Annotated in this window: 9 protein-coding genes; 4 read left to right on the top strand and 5 right to left on the bottom strand. The window is 62.6% G+C overall.

What is annotated here, in order from left to right:
* Window positions 1-15 precede the first annotated feature (15 nt).
* Genes ACFOKF_RS10065 through ACFOKF_RS10055 form a run of 3 tightly spaced genes read right to left on the bottom strand, consistent with a single transcriptional unit; the run spans window position 16 to window position 5,661 of the window.
* A complete protein-coding gene (locus ACFOKF_RS10065; protein WP_169861356.1) occupies window positions 16-750 on the bottom strand; it encodes a GDSL-type esterase/lipase family protein in 735 nt (244 codons plus the stop codon).
* Window positions 747-2,216, bottom strand: a complete 1,470-nt coding sequence (locus ACFOKF_RS10060; RefSeq protein WP_314716342.1) for a carboxylesterase/lipase family protein — start codon at window positions 2,214-2,216, stop codon at window positions 747-749. The genes ACFOKF_RS10065 and ACFOKF_RS10060 overlap by 4 nt, the downstream gene beginning before the upstream one ends.
* A gap of 1 nt (window position 2,217) precedes the next feature.
* Entirely contained in the window at window positions 2,218-5,661 is a 3,444-nt protein-coding gene (locus tag ACFOKF_RS10055; RefSeq protein WP_380795434.1) for a glycosyl hydrolase 2 galactose-binding domain-containing protein, read from the bottom strand.
* A 137-nt stretch (window positions 5,662-5,798) separates the two neighbouring features.
* Between ACFOKF_RS10055 and ACFOKF_RS10050 the strand changes: the two genes are divergently transcribed.
* The 3 genes from ACFOKF_RS10050 (at window position 5,799) to ACFOKF_RS10040 (ending at window position 9,826) form a co-directional block, all read left to right on the top strand.
* Complete coding sequence (locus ACFOKF_RS10050; RefSeq protein WP_169861359.1) at window positions 5,799-7,106, top strand: sugar porter family MFS transporter; 1,308 nt, start codon at window positions 5,799-5,801, stop codon at window positions 7,104-7,106.
* Window positions 7,107-7,236: 130 nt separating this feature from the next.
* Complete coding sequence (locus ACFOKF_RS10045) at window positions 7,237-8,442, top strand: ROK family transcriptional regulator (protein WP_235681879.1); 1,206 nt, start codon at window positions 7,237-7,239, stop codon at window positions 8,440-8,442.
* Between the two features lie 28 nt (window positions 8,443-8,470).
* Window positions 8,471-9,826 (top strand): MFS transporter, encoded by a 1,356-nt coding sequence (locus tag ACFOKF_RS10040; RefSeq protein WP_313231418.1) that lies wholly within the window; start codon window positions 8,471-8,473, stop codon window positions 9,824-9,826.
* Window positions 9,827-9,882: 56 nt separating this feature from the next.
* Here the strand turns inward: ACFOKF_RS10040 and ACFOKF_RS10035 are convergent, their stop codons facing one another.
* Both ACFOKF_RS10035 and ACFOKF_RS10030 read right to left on the bottom strand, forming a co-directional pair.
* Complete coding sequence (locus ACFOKF_RS10035; protein WP_380795433.1) at window positions 9,883-10,785, bottom strand: ROK family protein; 903 nt, start codon at window positions 10,783-10,785, stop codon at window positions 9,883-9,885.
* Window positions 10,786-11,206: 421 nt separating this feature from the next.
* Window positions 11,207-11,866: a DUF6445 family protein gene (locus tag ACFOKF_RS10030; protein WP_380795431.1), complete on the bottom strand. Its 660-nt coding sequence runs from the start codon at window positions 11,864-11,866 to the stop codon at window positions 11,207-11,209.
* Window positions 11,867-12,077: 211 nt separating this feature from the next.
* On the opposite strand from ACFOKF_RS10030, the gene ACFOKF_RS10025 reads away from it, so the two are divergent.
* A complete protein-coding gene (locus ACFOKF_RS10025) occupies window positions 12,078-15,083 on the top strand; it encodes a TonB-dependent receptor (protein ID WP_380795430.1) in 3,006 nt (1,001 codons plus the stop codon).

Genomic DNA, 15,083 nt, shown 5'->3' with positions numbered 1-15,083 from the left:
GCAATCATCCTTGTTTCAAAGCTGCTGGGCGGCAAGGACCGGAGCGATCAGACGCTCCATCAACTCATAGCCCGCCTCGGTGGGGTGGACGCCGTCTTTCGCCAGCCCCGGCTTCATGCCGCCGGAGCCGTCATCCAGGACGGCATGATAGTCGATCCAGGTCGCACCGCCCTGCTCCGCATGACTTTTGAGCCAGCGATTGAGCGAGGCGATTGGCGTGCGCGTGTCCAGGCCTGGCCGCCAGGGAAAGCTGGCCGCTGGCGGAATCGCGCTCAGCAGCACCTGCACATCGTGCGCGCGGGCAAGCGTTGTCATGGCGGCCAGATTGTCCCGGCTCATCGCTTGGGTCATGGGCCCGCTATTGCCAGCAATGTCGTTGGTCCCGGCCATGATATGCACCGCGCGCGGCTTCAGCGCGATGACATCCGCCATCATCCGCAACAGCATCTGCGGCGTGGTCTGCCCGCTAATGCCGCGATTGACCCGGCCGGGCGTGAAGAAGGCCGGTCGCTTGTCCTTCCACCCTTGAGTGATGCTGTCGCCGATGAAGACGATACCGGTTTGCGTACCGCTGTCGATCAGCACGCGATTGTCGGCGGCGTAGCGATCCAGCCAGGCGAAATCGCTGTGCAGCCGCCTTTCTGCGTCATTTTCCACCCGACAATCCTGCGCCATGGCCGGCATCGCCGTCCCCAGCGGCAGCGCCGCCGCCATGCCCATGATTGCGCGCCGCGTGATTTCACCCGTCATATCCGGTCCATCCAATCGCACGGAATTGCCGCCAGCGATGTCTCGGGCGTAACGCCGCGCGCATCGAAGGTCACATGGCGGCGGCCTGGCGCATAGCGGGGCCACGCGGGCTTGTCGGCCGGCGCGGGCACGCCGCTGTAGGCAAAGGCCAGCCAATAATCCTGCATCGAGAGTGCCAAGCCTATCGGCTGGTCTGCCATTACATAGTCTATATCAGCGCCATGGAAGCTGCGCCCACCATCGGGTGCCAGATCGAATTCATAGCGCCATACCGGCCAGCCGGATTCCGCCAGAAGATCAGCCAAGCGACCCGAAGGACAGCGAAAGAGAATGTCGGTCGCGATCCGCAGGTCTCGATCGCCCAGCCGCGGGTCGGGGGTGGGATCAGGATCGTCGAGCCGATAGAAGGCGCGCGCCTTGCCGGCATGGGCGCCAAAAGCGGCATCGACATTGGCGTCGCGATGGGCGCGACCGCCGGGCAAGCCGAACTCGGCACGATTGGACCCGATGATGACCGGTCGCGCCGGCCCCTGCCGTAACAGACTGCGCGGATCATCCGGCAGCACGGCGCCGTCGATAGTCGGCCGCAGCCACAGGAAATCATCACTTTCCAGTCGCTCGTCATGCAGGCGCAGGTCCGCTGCCAGCACGGCGGCCGACGATGCCCCACGCAGCAGCCCGGCATTGCCGCCACTGCCAAGCAGCGCGTCAAGCTGATCGCCGATGCGCAAGGCGCGATCGAGCGGACGGGTGGGCAATCCGAAATTGGGGGTTCCGCTTTGCAGGATGGCACGGGCGAATAGCCGGCGGGCCGTAGGCGCTGCCAGCAGCAGGCCGACATCCTGGGCGCCGGCGGATTCGCCGAAAATGGTGACATTGGCGGGATCGCCACCGAAACGCGCAATATTGTCCTGTACCCAGCGCAGCGCTACAATCTGGTCCATCAGCCCATAATTGCCGCTGGCGCCATCCGCTTCCGCCGACAGAGCACGATGGCTCAGAAAGCCGAAAATACCTAGCCGATACTGGATTGCGACCAGCACGATGCCGCGTAGCGCCAGCGCCGCCTTGACCGTGTCGCCTGCCGATCCGGCCCGGTTGCTGCCACCATGGATCCAGACCATGACCGGACGATGTCCAGCCAGCCCGGGGGTCGCCACGTCCAGCGTCAGGCAATCCTCGCTCCCCGCGACATGATCGCTTCGGTTCCAGCCATAATCATTCTGCAGGCATGCCGGCACCCGCGTGGTGGCCATGCGCACGCCGCGCCAGGGCGTGACCGGCTGCGGCGCCCGCCAGCGCAATGCCCCCACCGGCGCAGCGGCAAAGGGGATGCCGCGAAACAGCAGCGGATCATCCGATGCGCCTGCGATCCCCTCGATCACGCCGCCGGTCACCGCCACCTGCGGCGGCGCGGCCGCCGCCAGCAACAGCGGCGCAAGGAAGAGGGCTAAATGCCGCTTCATCTCACTGCCCGGCGGCGACGCTCTGCGGCACGACATTCCATCCGCGCAGGGTGACGGACGGGACACCGCTCTGGCTGGCGGGATAACGGATGGTGACGCTGCGCTTTTCTCCCGGCAACAGCGCGAGATAATTGTCGCTATAATAGGCCGGCAGGATGCGGGTGCCCCGCGCATCGAGCAGGGTCAGCTTGGCATTGAGCACCGGCACCGCCGCGTCATTGGCCAGGGTGACGGTCAGCATCTGCTCGCCATCCACCTGTGCAGGCACGCCGACCTGCATGCCGAGCCGCACCTGTTGCAGCCCGTCGAGCGCGCGATAGGCCGCCTCATCCTTGCCGCGCCAATAGAAATTCTCCGACAGCAATTTGCCTGCCTTGTCGGTCAGACGCAGCGACACCAGCAGCATCGGATCGCTGGCGAACAGCCGTTCAAGCGGGACGGCCGCCAGTTCCACACGCTGGTTGGCGGGCAGGTCCAGCCGGTCGCTGCGGCTGAACAGCGTGCGGTTGTCAAGGCTGACCACCTTCACGCTGGCGGTGAGGCCGGGCAGTGCATTGCGCGTGGTGTTGAGCGCGATCAGTTCATTGCCCGGCAGGTTGAGCTGGACGTGAACCGGCTCGACCGCCTTCTTCGCCCCATAATAGGCGCCATGGGTGTCATAATCCCAGCTATGGATCTGCCAGGCGTTCGACGGCCAGGCCGGATGGGTCATCCACAGAAGCCGACCGCTATTCTTGGTCCAGAGATGGCCCAGAAAGCCCTCATACATGGCCTTGTGGGTTTCGAGGTTCATCATCTGCGCCTTGCGCTCGAAATCCTCGAAACTGGTTGCCGGGCCGAACATGTTCGCCAGCGTCGACATGAAGGTCTTCGTGTCGCCATTCCCGCTGAAATGCCAGTCATGATAGGCAAGCGTGTCACTGAGCGGCCAGAGGTCGGCCTGGGGCACGGACGCCGCAACCGATTCCAGCGTGGACAGGGATGGCGTGCCGGTCTCGACCGAAAAGCCGGAGGCGAGATCGGTAAAATAGCCCTCGGGCGCGCGATAATTATAGGGACCAGAACCCTGCAGATTTACCGTGTTGGAACTGCCGGTGAACCAGCGCGTGCCGTCCAGTTCGAACACCAGATCGTCAAGCTTCTCGTTCAGCAGCGGATAAGGCACGCCTTCGTTGCGACCGAACCACAGGATGATGGAGGGATGGTTGCGATAGCGACTGACCGTGTCGCGGGCATTGGCCAGGAACAGTTGCGGATCTTGCGGCTCGACCTGGAAATTCTGGGTCGACTGCCAGAAGTCATTGAGCACCATCATGCCATATTCGTCGGCCAGATCGTAAAATTCCGGCTCCGTATTGGTACCCATCCAGTTGCGGATGATGTTCATATGCGCTTCTTTTTCGAGGCGGAAATAGGGCTCCAATCGGTCGCGCGAGATGCGCTTCATGGCATCGTCCATGCCCCAATTGCCGCCTCGCGCCGCGATCTTCACGCCATTGACCCGGATGGTGAGATGCGGTTCGGGCAATGTATCGGCAGCGCCCAGCGCGGTGACAGCGGGGGAAGCCTCGCCCGCCGCAGTCAGCGATTCCGCCCAGCCCTTCGGGCTCTGCTTGATCGCTTCATGCCGGACATCGATCAGCTTCTGGCCCGCCAGCCCGCCATTGGTGGTCTGCACATTGACGCGGCGCAGCGCGCCCTTCGCATCGAACAGCGAGAGGTCGTAGCTGACTTCGCGGATGCCGAAACGGGTCGATCGATAGTCCGACGCGGCGCCATCGACGCTGGCCGTCAGATCCAGTCTGTGAAGCGCCGGATCGCCATAGCCATTGGGCCACCAGAGACGGGGATTGCGGACCCGCAGCGCCGCAAACTCGGTGGGGGCAAAGCGCACTTCGCCTGCGCCCGGGGCCAGATCGATCGCCTTTTCCACGACCACATCGTCGAACGCCGCGCGTACCGTGACGCGGCGACTGGCTGTGCCGTCATTACGCAACGGCACGGTGATGAAGATGTCGGCACTGTCGGTGCGTGGTAGCGGCAGATCGGTCACGACATGCGGATCGAGTATGCGGACTTCGCCATGCGCCTGCAATTCAACGCCCTGCCACAGACCGGTATTGCGATCGCGAATACCCGGAATCCAGTCCCAGCCCTCGGTCGCGACAAAGGTCGGCCCGTCGATCGCGAGCTGGCCGCCATTTTCGCCGACGCCCGCCTTGATCGACTGCTCGTGTGGAATGCCGGGATGAGGCGGTGGCGACACACGGACCGCCACGACATTTTCGCCCGGAACAGCTGTGAAAGCGAACTGCCCGCGCGTGAAGGCGCCGATCGTCGCGCCCAGACGCTGGCCATTGGCCCAGGCCTCGCCCGCATAATTAATGCCGTTGAAGAGGATGGTGAGCTTCTTGCCTGCCACGTCGGCCGGCAGGATGAAGCGAGTGCGATACCAATAATCCTGTCGTGCCAGGCTTTCCGGAATCGCCATATTGTTGAGGCCATAATAGGGGTCGGGATAGACGCCCCGGTCCACCAATGTCGTCAGGACCGTGCCCGGCACGGTCGCGACGCGCCATTCCCCCGACGGATTGCCCGGACGCGACAGGGCCGCACCATCCTGCTTTACGCCGGGAGCCGCCGCCAGTTGCCAGCCATTGACGCGCCAGCGATCAGCCGCGACCGCTTCCAGGGCCGGCGCATCGGACGCGGGCCTGGCGACGGGGCTGGAATAGCCGCCCCTGCCCTGCGGCAGAGTCCAGGCATCCTGCTGTTTCCACAGGCCGGTATTGGCGCGGCTCTGCCATTCCCATCCCGCGCCGACATGCCAGAACTGGATGAGATCGAAATCCGGCCGCGCAGCCGCAGCGGCGGCGACCTGCGCATCGGTCAGCGGTTCGCTCGCAACCCCCGCCCCGGCCAGTGCGCCGCCGAAATGCGCGGCGCCTGCCTGGGCCGGCACGACATGGATCTGGGGCGAGAAAGGGACGATTTGGGCCGCACCGCGCGCTACCGCGCGGCCATCGACATAGAGTATCGCCTGGCCATGATCGATCGTCGCACTGACATGCGTCCACCGGTCGGCAACCAGAGCCTGCGGCGCTGCCACCATGGCGCCAGCCATCTTCACCGCCGGTCGGCCATCGCGGAGCAGCAATTGCGGCCCCTGCCCGGCCAGCGCGCCGAGCTGGAGCAGGGCAATGTCGCCCTTCGCGATGTGATCCGGCCGGACCCAGGCGGTCAGGCTGAGCGGCGCGCCCGCCGTCGCCAGGGCCGATCCCGGCGCGATCGCGCGGTCGATGCCGATGCCGCCTTCCAGAAAGATCGCATTGAAGGTCGCGCCCGATCCATAAGGCGCCGCGGCGCTATCCCCCTGCTGAGCGATCGCCATGCCGCCCAGCGCAATGAGGGACGATCCCAGCAGAGCCTGAATGATTGCGCGCATGAAATCCTCTCCCCGTTCTTCGTCAAAATCCGGTCCGGTCTTGGCCAGCTTCCCTTTGCGTTCTGCAATGAACTGATTTAATAAGTCAAATTGAAATATTCATTTGGAGGGTGATGATGGACAGGCAAGCGGGTGCCATGCCCGTGCGTTTTGCGGCTTCGGCCGGCCTTGCCGGGCTATTGTTCGGTTTTGACACGGCCGTCATTTCCGGCGCCACCGATTCGCTGCGGACAGCCTTTGCCCTGTCACCGACAGGCCTGGGCCTTGCCGTTTCCGCCGCCCTGTGGGGGACGCTGGTGGGGGCTACCTGTTCCGGGCGCCCCGGCGATCGCTGGGGCAGCCGCACCCTGCTGATCTGGATCGCGGCGGCCTACCTCCTCTCCGCCCTTGCCTCCGCCATGGCCCCCAGCTTCTGGTCCTTTTCCCTCGCCCGTTTCATCGGAGGCCTCGCAATAGGCGGCTCCTCCGTACTGGCGCCGGTCTACATATCGGAAATCAGCCCGGCCCGGCGACGCGGCCTGCTGGTTGGCCTTTTCCAGTTCAATATCGTGGCCGGGATCCTGCTCGCCTATCTCAGCAATTTCCTGATCGCCATGCAGTTTCCTGAAGCGATCGCCTGGCGCTGGAAACTGGCAGCTGCCGCCCTGCCATCACTGTTGTTCCTGATCCTGATGTTCGACCTGCCAGCCAGCCCGCGCTGGCTGGCCAGCAAGGGCCTTATGGTCCAGGCTCGGCTGGCGGCAAAGCGACTGGGCATGGACAGCGGCGACTGGCCCGATGTCACGCCGCCCTCGCCTGGCGCGCGCCTCAACTGGCATCAGCATGCCCGGCCGATCCTGCTGGCGCTGGCAATCGCAGCTTTCAACCAGTTGTCGGGGATCAATGCGATCCTTTATTATATCAATGATATATTTGCAGCGGCCGGGTTCAGCCGCCTGTCCGCCGACATGCAGGCAGTGGCCATCGGGCTCGCCAATCTTGGCGCCACCCTGTTTGCCATGGCGATCATCGATTCGGTCGGACGACGACCGCTGCTGCTCATTGGCGCAGCCGGCACCTGCCTGGCGCTGAGCGGCGTTGCCGCCATTTATGCCACCGGCAGCGGGGCCGTGTTGCTGCTGCCACTGCTGATCCTTTTCATTGTCAGTTTCGCCGTCTCGCAGGGGGCAGTGATCTGGGTCTATCTCTCCGAAATATTTCCCACCCCGGTCCGCGCCCGTGGGCAGGCCCTGGGCAGCGCCACCCATTGGGTACTCAACGCACTCATTTCCTTCGCCTTCCCCGTCATCGCCGCGTGGAGCCATGCCTGGCCATTTGCGATCTTCGCTGCTGCGACGGCTGCGCAGCTGCTTGTGGTCTGGTTCTTCTTTCCCGAAACCCGTGGCGTCGCGCTGGAGGATATTGACCTTGCAACAGGCCTGTCACGCACTCCGCACCCTCATTAAGGAAAGTGATTTAATGTTCCCGCCTTGCCACATGGCGGCATCCGCCCGTAGCGAAACAGGAAAGGCCCGTCGTCGACGCGCCAGGGATTAGGATGTCGGCCGTTTGCGCGCCGCAGGATGGATGGACAAGATGCCACAAAATAAGATCCGGCTTTCAGGAACCAATCTGGAACGGGCCGCCGACCATAATCAGCGGGTTACCTTGCATGCCATCCGCGTGAAAGGGCCGCTGACCCGCGTCGATCTGGCCCATATCACTGGCCTGACCCCGCCCGCGATCGCCAACATCACGAAAAAGCTGCTCAGCGAGGGGCTGATCGAGGAAGCCGGCCAGAAGCGTGGCGGCCGGGGGCAGCCGGCCACCAAGCTGGTGATCAACAAGACCGCCTGCTATGCCATCGGCGTCAATATCGACCGCGACCATGTCACCATCGTGCTGGTGGACTTTGCCGGCCAGACCCTGGCGCGGGTCTCGCGGGAAATCCCCTTTCCATCGCCCGAGGATGTCCAGTCCCTCTATCTCCGCTCGATCGACAATCTGATCCAGGAAGCCGGCATCGATGCCAGCGCACTGGTTGGCATCGGCGTGGCCAAGCCCGACGACATGGGACTGGTTGACCTGCCCGGCCGTCCAAGAGATTATGACCGGTGGGAAGACACCGACATCGCCGCCCTGTTCGAACGGCCGATCGCGCTGCCGATCTTCATCGAAAATGATGCCGCCGCCGCCGCGACCGGCGAGTTGCAACTGGGCCATGGGCAGAAGCATCCCAGCTTCTTCTACATCCTCATCACCTCGGGCCTGGGCGGCAGCCTGGTGCTCGACAGCACCTATTTCCCCGGCGCTGATGGCCGCAGCGGCGAAATCGGCTTTCTGATGGTCGATGACGGAGCGGGTGGACGCGACCAGTTGCAGAATATCGTGTCGCTGTCCGGTCTGACGGTCGAACTGGCCAGCGCCGGCATGACGCTGGGCGACCTGTTTTCGCACCGCGCATCCGATCCGGCATTGACAGCCATTGTCGAACGGTGGATCGATCGATCGGTCGAGCGGCTGGTCGATCCGTTGATCGCAGTCAACTGCCTCCTCAATCCCGGCACGATCCTGATCGGCGGCCGCCTCCCCGGCCCCTGGGTCGATCAGATCGCCCTGCGCCTCAATCGGCAATTGCGCCAGCGGGCGCCCCATGTCCCGGTCCTGGCACCGGTCAGCCGTGCCTTCCTGGCCGAAGACGCGCCGGCCGTGGGCGCCGCGATCCTGCCTTTCAGCCATTTTCATCTGCCCAAGCCGACCGCACTATGGACCACCGATGTGGTGGAGGGCGCGGCCACATAGCAAGGGCACAACAAGCCCGGAGAGACGAATGCAACCGCCTGAACGCGGCACGACCAGTGCCTTTCTATCTGTCACCACCCTGTTTTTCGCCTGGGGTGCGATCACATCGCTGATCGACCCGCTGGTCGCCGCGGTGAAGGGGATATTCAATCTTTCCGACCTGATGGCGCAGCTGAGCACCTCCGCATTCTTCATCGCCTATGGCCTAGTGTCGCTGCCCGCCGCCGGACTAGTGCGCCGGCTGGGGCCGGCCAATGCGATCCTCTCTGCCCTTGCGATGATGATCATCGGCTGCCTCACCATGCTGAGCGCAGCGAATATGGCCATTTACGCGCTGGTCCTTGCCGGCCTGTTCATCTTGGCCAGCGGCATCACCATCCTTCAGGTCTCGGCCAATCCGCTGGCCGCAGCCTTGGGCGCGCCGGAGCGCAGCCATCTGCGCCTGACGCTGAGCCAGGCATTCAACTCCTTTGGCACCTTTCTCGGCCCGATCCTGGGCGCCCATCTCTTCCTTAATGGGCTGGAAGTAAAGCAGGGCGCCACCGTCACCCCAGAAGCCCGTGCCGATGCCCTCGCTGGAATCGACACCGCTTATTTCTGGATCTGCGGCCTGATCGGCCTGTTACTTGCCTATTTCCTTTTTCGGCGTCGCCTGATCCAGCAGGTGCTGGTGAGCCGCGCAACGGCGGCAAACGAATGCGTCGGGGGCGGCGGCTTGCTGCGCGACGCACTGTCATCGCCCTGGACACTGGTCGGCGGGCTCGCGATATTCCTCTATGTCGGGGCCGAAGTCGCCATCGGATCGCAAATGGCGCTGTTCCTCAATTCCGACGCTGTCTGGGGGCGATCCGACTTGCCCTTCACCATGCCGCTGATCGGCGCGATCATGGGCGATGACGGACAGGCCGGCGTGTCGCTGCAGGAAGCTGGCAAGGCCGTCGCCCTTTACTGGGGCGGCGCAATGATCGGCCGGCTTGCCGGGACCGCCCTGCTGATGCGGATCAGCGCAGCCCGACTACTCGCCTTCGCGGCGGGCATCGCGATGGCCTTGTGCCTGTATGTCGCGCAGATCGGTGGCGTCAGCGCAGGCTTCGCCGCCCTTTCGATCGGCCTGTTCAATTCGGTGATGTTTCCGTTGATCTTCACCCTCACACTGGAACGCTCCAGTGCCAGCGCCGAGGCTACGTCCGGTTTCCTGTGCATGGCGATAGTCGGCGGCGCTGCAATCCCGCCGCTGGTCGGCCTGGTGTCGGGCATCCATGGCTATGGCCCGGCGATGATCGTGCCGGCCGTCTGCTACGCCCTGTTACTGCTGTTCGCGCTGGTCGCTGGCGCCCGTCCAGGTCAGGCTGCGCACCGAGTCAGCCTGGCCGCGGGGCACTGACGTGAGAAAAGCCCGGCACCAGTGGTCCCGGGCTGTTTCTCCAAGCAGCAAGGAAGTCAGGCTGGTTCGGGAATGCCCAGCAGCGACAGTCCCATGGCGATCGGCCCCAGCGGGCCAGCCCGATCGCCCAGACCCGCCAATTGCAGGAAAGGCTTGTCCCCTGCCAGCGTGACATAACCCGCCAGGCTGTCGCGCAGCATGGCCTCGGTGCGGGACAGAAGGTGCGGCTGCCCCTTGATCACGCCCCCGCCGAACAGGATACGACGCGGCCCGCTGGCCAGCACCATGACATGGCACATCTGCGCCAAAGCATAGGAGACGCTTTCCCACATTGGGTCTTCCGCCGGAACGGCCGAGACATGTTCGGTCTGCTTGCGCGCCTTGAGCGCCGGGCCGGCTGCCAGCCCCTCCACGCAATCGCCATGATAGGGACAACTGCCCGGCCAGTCGTCCCCGCGCAGGCGTGGCACGCGCACATGGCCCAGTTCGCAATGGCCCAGCCCCCGCGTGGGAAGCCCGTTCACGATCAGCCCGACACCGACGCCAGTGCCCACCGTCACATAGGCATAGTCGCTCAGGCCGCGCGCACCGCCCCAGCAACCTTCCGCGATTGCCGCACCATTGACATCGGTATCGAATGTCATCGGAACGGGAAAGGGCGCGGCCAGCCGCCGTGCGACATCGACATCGCACCAGCCGGGCTTGGGCGTTGAGGTGATAAAGCCGAAGCTGGGAGATTGCGGGGTCAGATCGACCGGACCGAAGGACGCGATGCCCAATGCAGCAAAGCGATGCCCATTCCACCAACGATGCAGGCAGATTTCCAGCGCCCTTAGTGTTTCGTCGGGCGTCGTGGTGGGAAATTGCGCCTGATCGACGATCTCGCCCCGGCCATTCGCCAGTGTCGCGATGCATTTGGTACCACCAAGCTCGACCCCGGCGATCAGCAGATCTTTCATGAACATTCTCTCTTCCGGCCCAAGGCCCTGCCTAAGATATTATGCGTTCGACGCCAGCCTCCCGGCGTGGCTTGATGCAAGATGGGTTCGCCGACCCGCGTGCAGTCGGGCCGACGAACCCAGGGGAGAGCGCTTCAGACCTCAAAGGCCTACACCGTCCCTACCCCAAGGCGTTGAAGGGCCACCTCTGTTTGCCATTTCTGAGCAGCCAAAGGCCGCCTTTGATGACAACAGGAGTCCAACATTCGCGATGCGGATCACCCTTTGAAACCCGATGATCGATGGAGTTTACCGGACACATATCCGCACCCCCTCCGTCGTCACGATATTAAATATATTTGTTTTATTATTTGCCAGCATCCCGTCTCCCGGTCAATGGCGGAGCGAGGATTTTTCGCGGGCGCGCCCCTCGCCTCGCCAATCAGTCGGCGTCGATGAAGCAGGTGATGGTCAGTCGGCCTGTCGCAGGACATGCACTCAGTCCCTCCGGCAAACGCAACATGGCTGAATGCAGCATGTTTCCGCGATAGAGGATCATCCGGTTGAAACGGGCGGAGCTGACAGCAATCCGCTCATAGATAGCCGTCGACTCATCGATATATGAAGGCTTTGGTCGCCCAAAACGCTCCAGGTCAGAGCGAAGTGCCGCGAAATATGACAGCTCCCGCTCCGGACCGATTGATTCGTAGCCAGTCGACCGGTGGCGGAAAAAACCCGTCCCACCAAGATCGTCAAACCCCAGGTGAATGAGGGCAGCGAACTGGCTGTCGCTGGTACCGTCATAATGCGGAATTCTCTGCGGCGGCCTCAGTTGGGCTGGTGCTGTCACGGTCAGCGCAAAGCTCGCATTTTTGATATTCAGTCCGCGTCGACAGCCAAAATGCTCCGCCAGCACCGGCCATGACAACCGCTCTACTTCTGCCGCTACCCCCTGCGGCAAAGGGGCACGCACACCTGGATAAAAAGGCGAATCGACCGCGAAACATGCCACGGAGGCCATTGCGCGCACGCGCTGCGGATCAGACAGCGCGTCATCAAGGCTGACGAGCAATGCCCGCTCCTGCCCGATATGACTGGTCACAGGCGCGCCGCGCTCTTTCCTCACCCGTCCCTCTCCTTGTGCGCGATGTCAGGCACCCACCTGGCTAGAGCGATATCAACTTGACACCGGCACGAAGGCAGGCCTAAAACGATTAAGCAAATCAAATATATTTAAGTAGACCGGCACACAAGCCAATTTGCGCAAATGCGATGGCCGCCAGGAGGCGCCCACATCAAGGGGAGGATTGCTCATGAAATCCATGATATTTCTGACGCGTGCGCTGCTGCTGGGCAGCGCGCCCATATCGGCGTTCGTGCTGGCCGGTGCCGCCCAGGCACAGGAAGTGGCCCCGGAGGCCACGACCGGCGACATCGTCGTCACCGGCGTTCGCGCTGCCCAGGAAAAAGGCATTGATCTCAAGCGTCGCTCGGCAGAAATCGTCGACGCCATCGTCGCGGAAGATATCGGCAAACTGCCTGACGTGACTATCGCCGACTCATTGCAGCGAGTTCCCGGGGTCCAGATTTCGCGCACCGCGGGCGAAGGTGGCCGCGTCGTCATTCGCGGCGCGCCGCAGGTGCTGGGGACGCTTAATGGCGAACGCTTCATCAATGCCGAAACGATCGTCAACAGCGAAGCGAATTTCACTGACATCCCCGCCAGCCTCGTCAATGGCGTGGTCGTCTACAAGTCGCAAAATGCCAGCCTGACCGATGGCGGCGTCGGCGGCGTGGTCGATCTCCAGACCATTCGCGGCCTGACCCTCAAGGGCGGTCTGACCGCCAACATCCGTGGCGAACTGGGCTTTGGCAGCATGGTCGGCGGCGTCGACAAGAAGATCGACGGGCTGATCGGCTACAAGCCGACCGATGATATCGGCATGTCGCTGGGCTTTTCCTATGGCAAGAGCCGCCTCGCCAGTTCCTTCCAGTCGGTCGAACTCGACCTAGTCGACGAATATTCCACCTGGTTCACGCCCAACAGCGTGGACCTGAACGGCGATGGCGATCTGGCCGACGATTTCCTGATCCCCAATGGCTGGAACACCTATGTCAATTCGCGCGAGACCAATCGCGAACGTTTTGGCCTCGCCTATAATTTCAACGCCCGCCTGAACGACCAGTTGGAACTGGTCGCCGACGTGCTCTACAACAGCATGGACGAGAAGGCCTTTGGCCAGCAATTGTTCGTCAACGGCAATTTCGGTGGCCGCTCATCCCTGCCTGCTTATTCGCAGGCGACCGGCCTGCCTTCGGTCCTGTCATCGGTCGATATTAGCGACCTGACCGAATATCGGCATAATCTGGTCACCTCCTTCAACGGGCTCACCAATGGTCTGCGCGCCGGCGTCCAGTCCAACCTGCGCAAGACCGAAGCGATCAACACCAACCTGGAGCTGCGCTTCAAGAATGATGATGGCTTCAGCGGCAGCGTCCGCTGGGTCTATGGCCATGGTACGCGCGATTCTCGCGACATGACGGTCGCCCAGCAGACCAGTTCTGCCCAGATCGCGCAGACAGAAGGCGGCGAGGCGATCAATATCAATCCGGGCTCGATCCCCGAAACGCTTAGCTATCCCTTCTCGATCGGCATGGGCAAGAATGCGCTCTACTACAATATCGGGGACGAGCTTGCTTCGCTCGCCTCCGATCCGGCGGCCTGGTATGTCCATTCATCCTGGCTGGAGCGGACCAAGACCAAGTCTACCCAGAATATCCTGCGGGGGGACGGCAAATGGGAAAATGAGGATGACACCCTCTCGCTCTCGTTCGGTGCGCGCTATTCGAACCGCGACATGGATGTTGTGCGCGAGGATTATTTCTCGCCCTCCGGTTTCGGAAACGGCGTACTGACCAAATATGGCGAAGCGGGCTATGCCATCGGCAAGTTCATCGGCGGCACTGGTTCGGCTCTTACCTATGACCCGCTGCCTGTCTATGGTCTCGACAGCAGCACGCTGGCCTCCTACGTCAAGAATGTCTCCGACTTCGGCCCCGTCGGCGGCCTGAATGTGACGCTGCCCCTGATCAACGCCAAGGCGCTGACCGATCCGGAAGCATTCCGCGACATGCTCTATGGTGAGGGGCAGTATATCGTGGCGCCCGATCGCACCTATGGCGTCAAGGAGAAGCAGCTCTCCGCCTATATGCAGGTCAATTTCAAGGGAGACCTATCCGACACGATCGCGATGAGCGGCAATGTCGGCGTGCGCGTAGTCAATACCAAGCTCAATGTCCAGCAGAATATCGTGCAGAGCGGCCTGCTGAACCCCGACATCATCGTCGGCGTCGACCCCAACCACTCCGCCTATGTCGATCTTGGCGACCGGAACACCAAGACCAGCCGAACCAAGGCGCTGCCCAGCATCAATTTCAACGTCGATGTCGGATCGAAGCTTCGCCTGAAGGCCGCCTATTATGAGACACAGGCGCTTCAGCCACTGGAGAACCTCGGCCGAAGCGAGATCACCTTCTACAATACCGAACAGATTGGCGAGGATTTCCAGCGCGTCAGCAGCGTACAGCGGCTTGGCAATCCCGAGCTCGACCCCTGGTTCGCCCGGTCCGGCAGCATCGCAGCCGAATGGTATCCCAATGGCAATACCATCCTGTCACTGGGTGCCTTCAAGACCCAGATCGAAAGCTATACCTATCAGAATCAGTCGAGCATCATGGTGCCGGACAGCGACGGCGTCATTCGTAACGGCGCAACCCTGCTGACCATCGCGCAGGGCAAGGGGGCCAGCTATTATGGCGTCGAGTTCGGCTATCAGCAGAGCTTCACCTTCCTGCCAAGCTTCCTCAAATATCTGGGCACGTCGATCACCTACACCTTCTCGCCCAGCCAGGCTGGTCGCGACGCGGCCACAGGTGAAAAACTGATCCTGGCAGATGGTTCGGACGCGCCGTTCAACGACACTGCAAAGCATCAGGTGAATGCCGTGCTCTGGTATCAGGACAGCAAGTTCCAGGCCCGTATCGCTGCCAACTATCTGAGCAAACTATATCAGGGCACCTATGGCCATTGGTCGTTCACACCGACCACGGGCACGGCCGGTGTCGCCAATTGGCAGCGGCCGACCCTCTATCTGGACTTCGGCGCATCCTATGATGTGAACGAGAATCTCCAGATCTTCGTCAATGGTTCGAACCTGACTGAAGAGGCGCCGGTGAACTATGCATTCAACAAGGCCTTCAAGCATACCTATAACCAGTTCGAACGGGTCATCACGGCCGGTTTCCGTGCCAAATTCTAA

This window comes from Sphingobium rhizovicinum (assembly GCF_042647625.1).
GTDB lineage: Bacteria > Pseudomonadota > Alphaproteobacteria > Sphingomonadales > Sphingomonadaceae > Sphingobium > Sphingobium rhizovicinum.
Note: the sequence above shows the minus strand (reverse complement) of the source record. Positions and strands in the feature narration are given on the sequence as shown.

Coding starts and splice junctions, on each gene's coding strand:
- ACFOKF_RS10065 (WP_169861356.1), bottom strand. CDS start 750: ATGACGGGTGAAATCACGCGGCGCGCAATCATGGGCATGGCGGCGGCG.
- ACFOKF_RS10060 (WP_314716342.1), bottom strand. CDS start 2,216: ATGAAGCGGCATTTAGCCCTCTTCCTTGCGCCGCTGTTGCTGGCGGCG.
- ACFOKF_RS10055 (WP_380795434.1), bottom strand. CDS start 5,661: ATGCGCGCAATCATTCAGGCTCTGCTGGGATCGTCCCTCATTGCGCTG.
- ACFOKF_RS10050 (WP_169861359.1), top strand. CDS start 5,799: ATGCCCGTGCGTTTTGCGGCTTCGGCCGGCCTTGCCGGGCTATTGTTC.
- ACFOKF_RS10045 (WP_235681879.1), top strand. CDS start 7,237: ATGCCACAAAATAAGATCCGGCTTTCAGGAACCAATCTGGAACGGGCC.
- ACFOKF_RS10040 (WP_313231418.1), top strand. CDS start 8,471: ATGCAACCGCCTGAACGCGGCACGACCAGTGCCTTTCTATCTGTCACC.
- ACFOKF_RS10035 (WP_380795433.1), bottom strand. CDS start 10,785: ATGAAAGATCTGCTGATCGCCGGGGTCGAGCTTGGTGGTACCAAATGC.
- ACFOKF_RS10025 (WP_380795430.1), top strand. CDS start 12,078: ATGAAATCCATGATATTTCTGACGCGTGCGCTGCTGCTGGGCAGCGCG.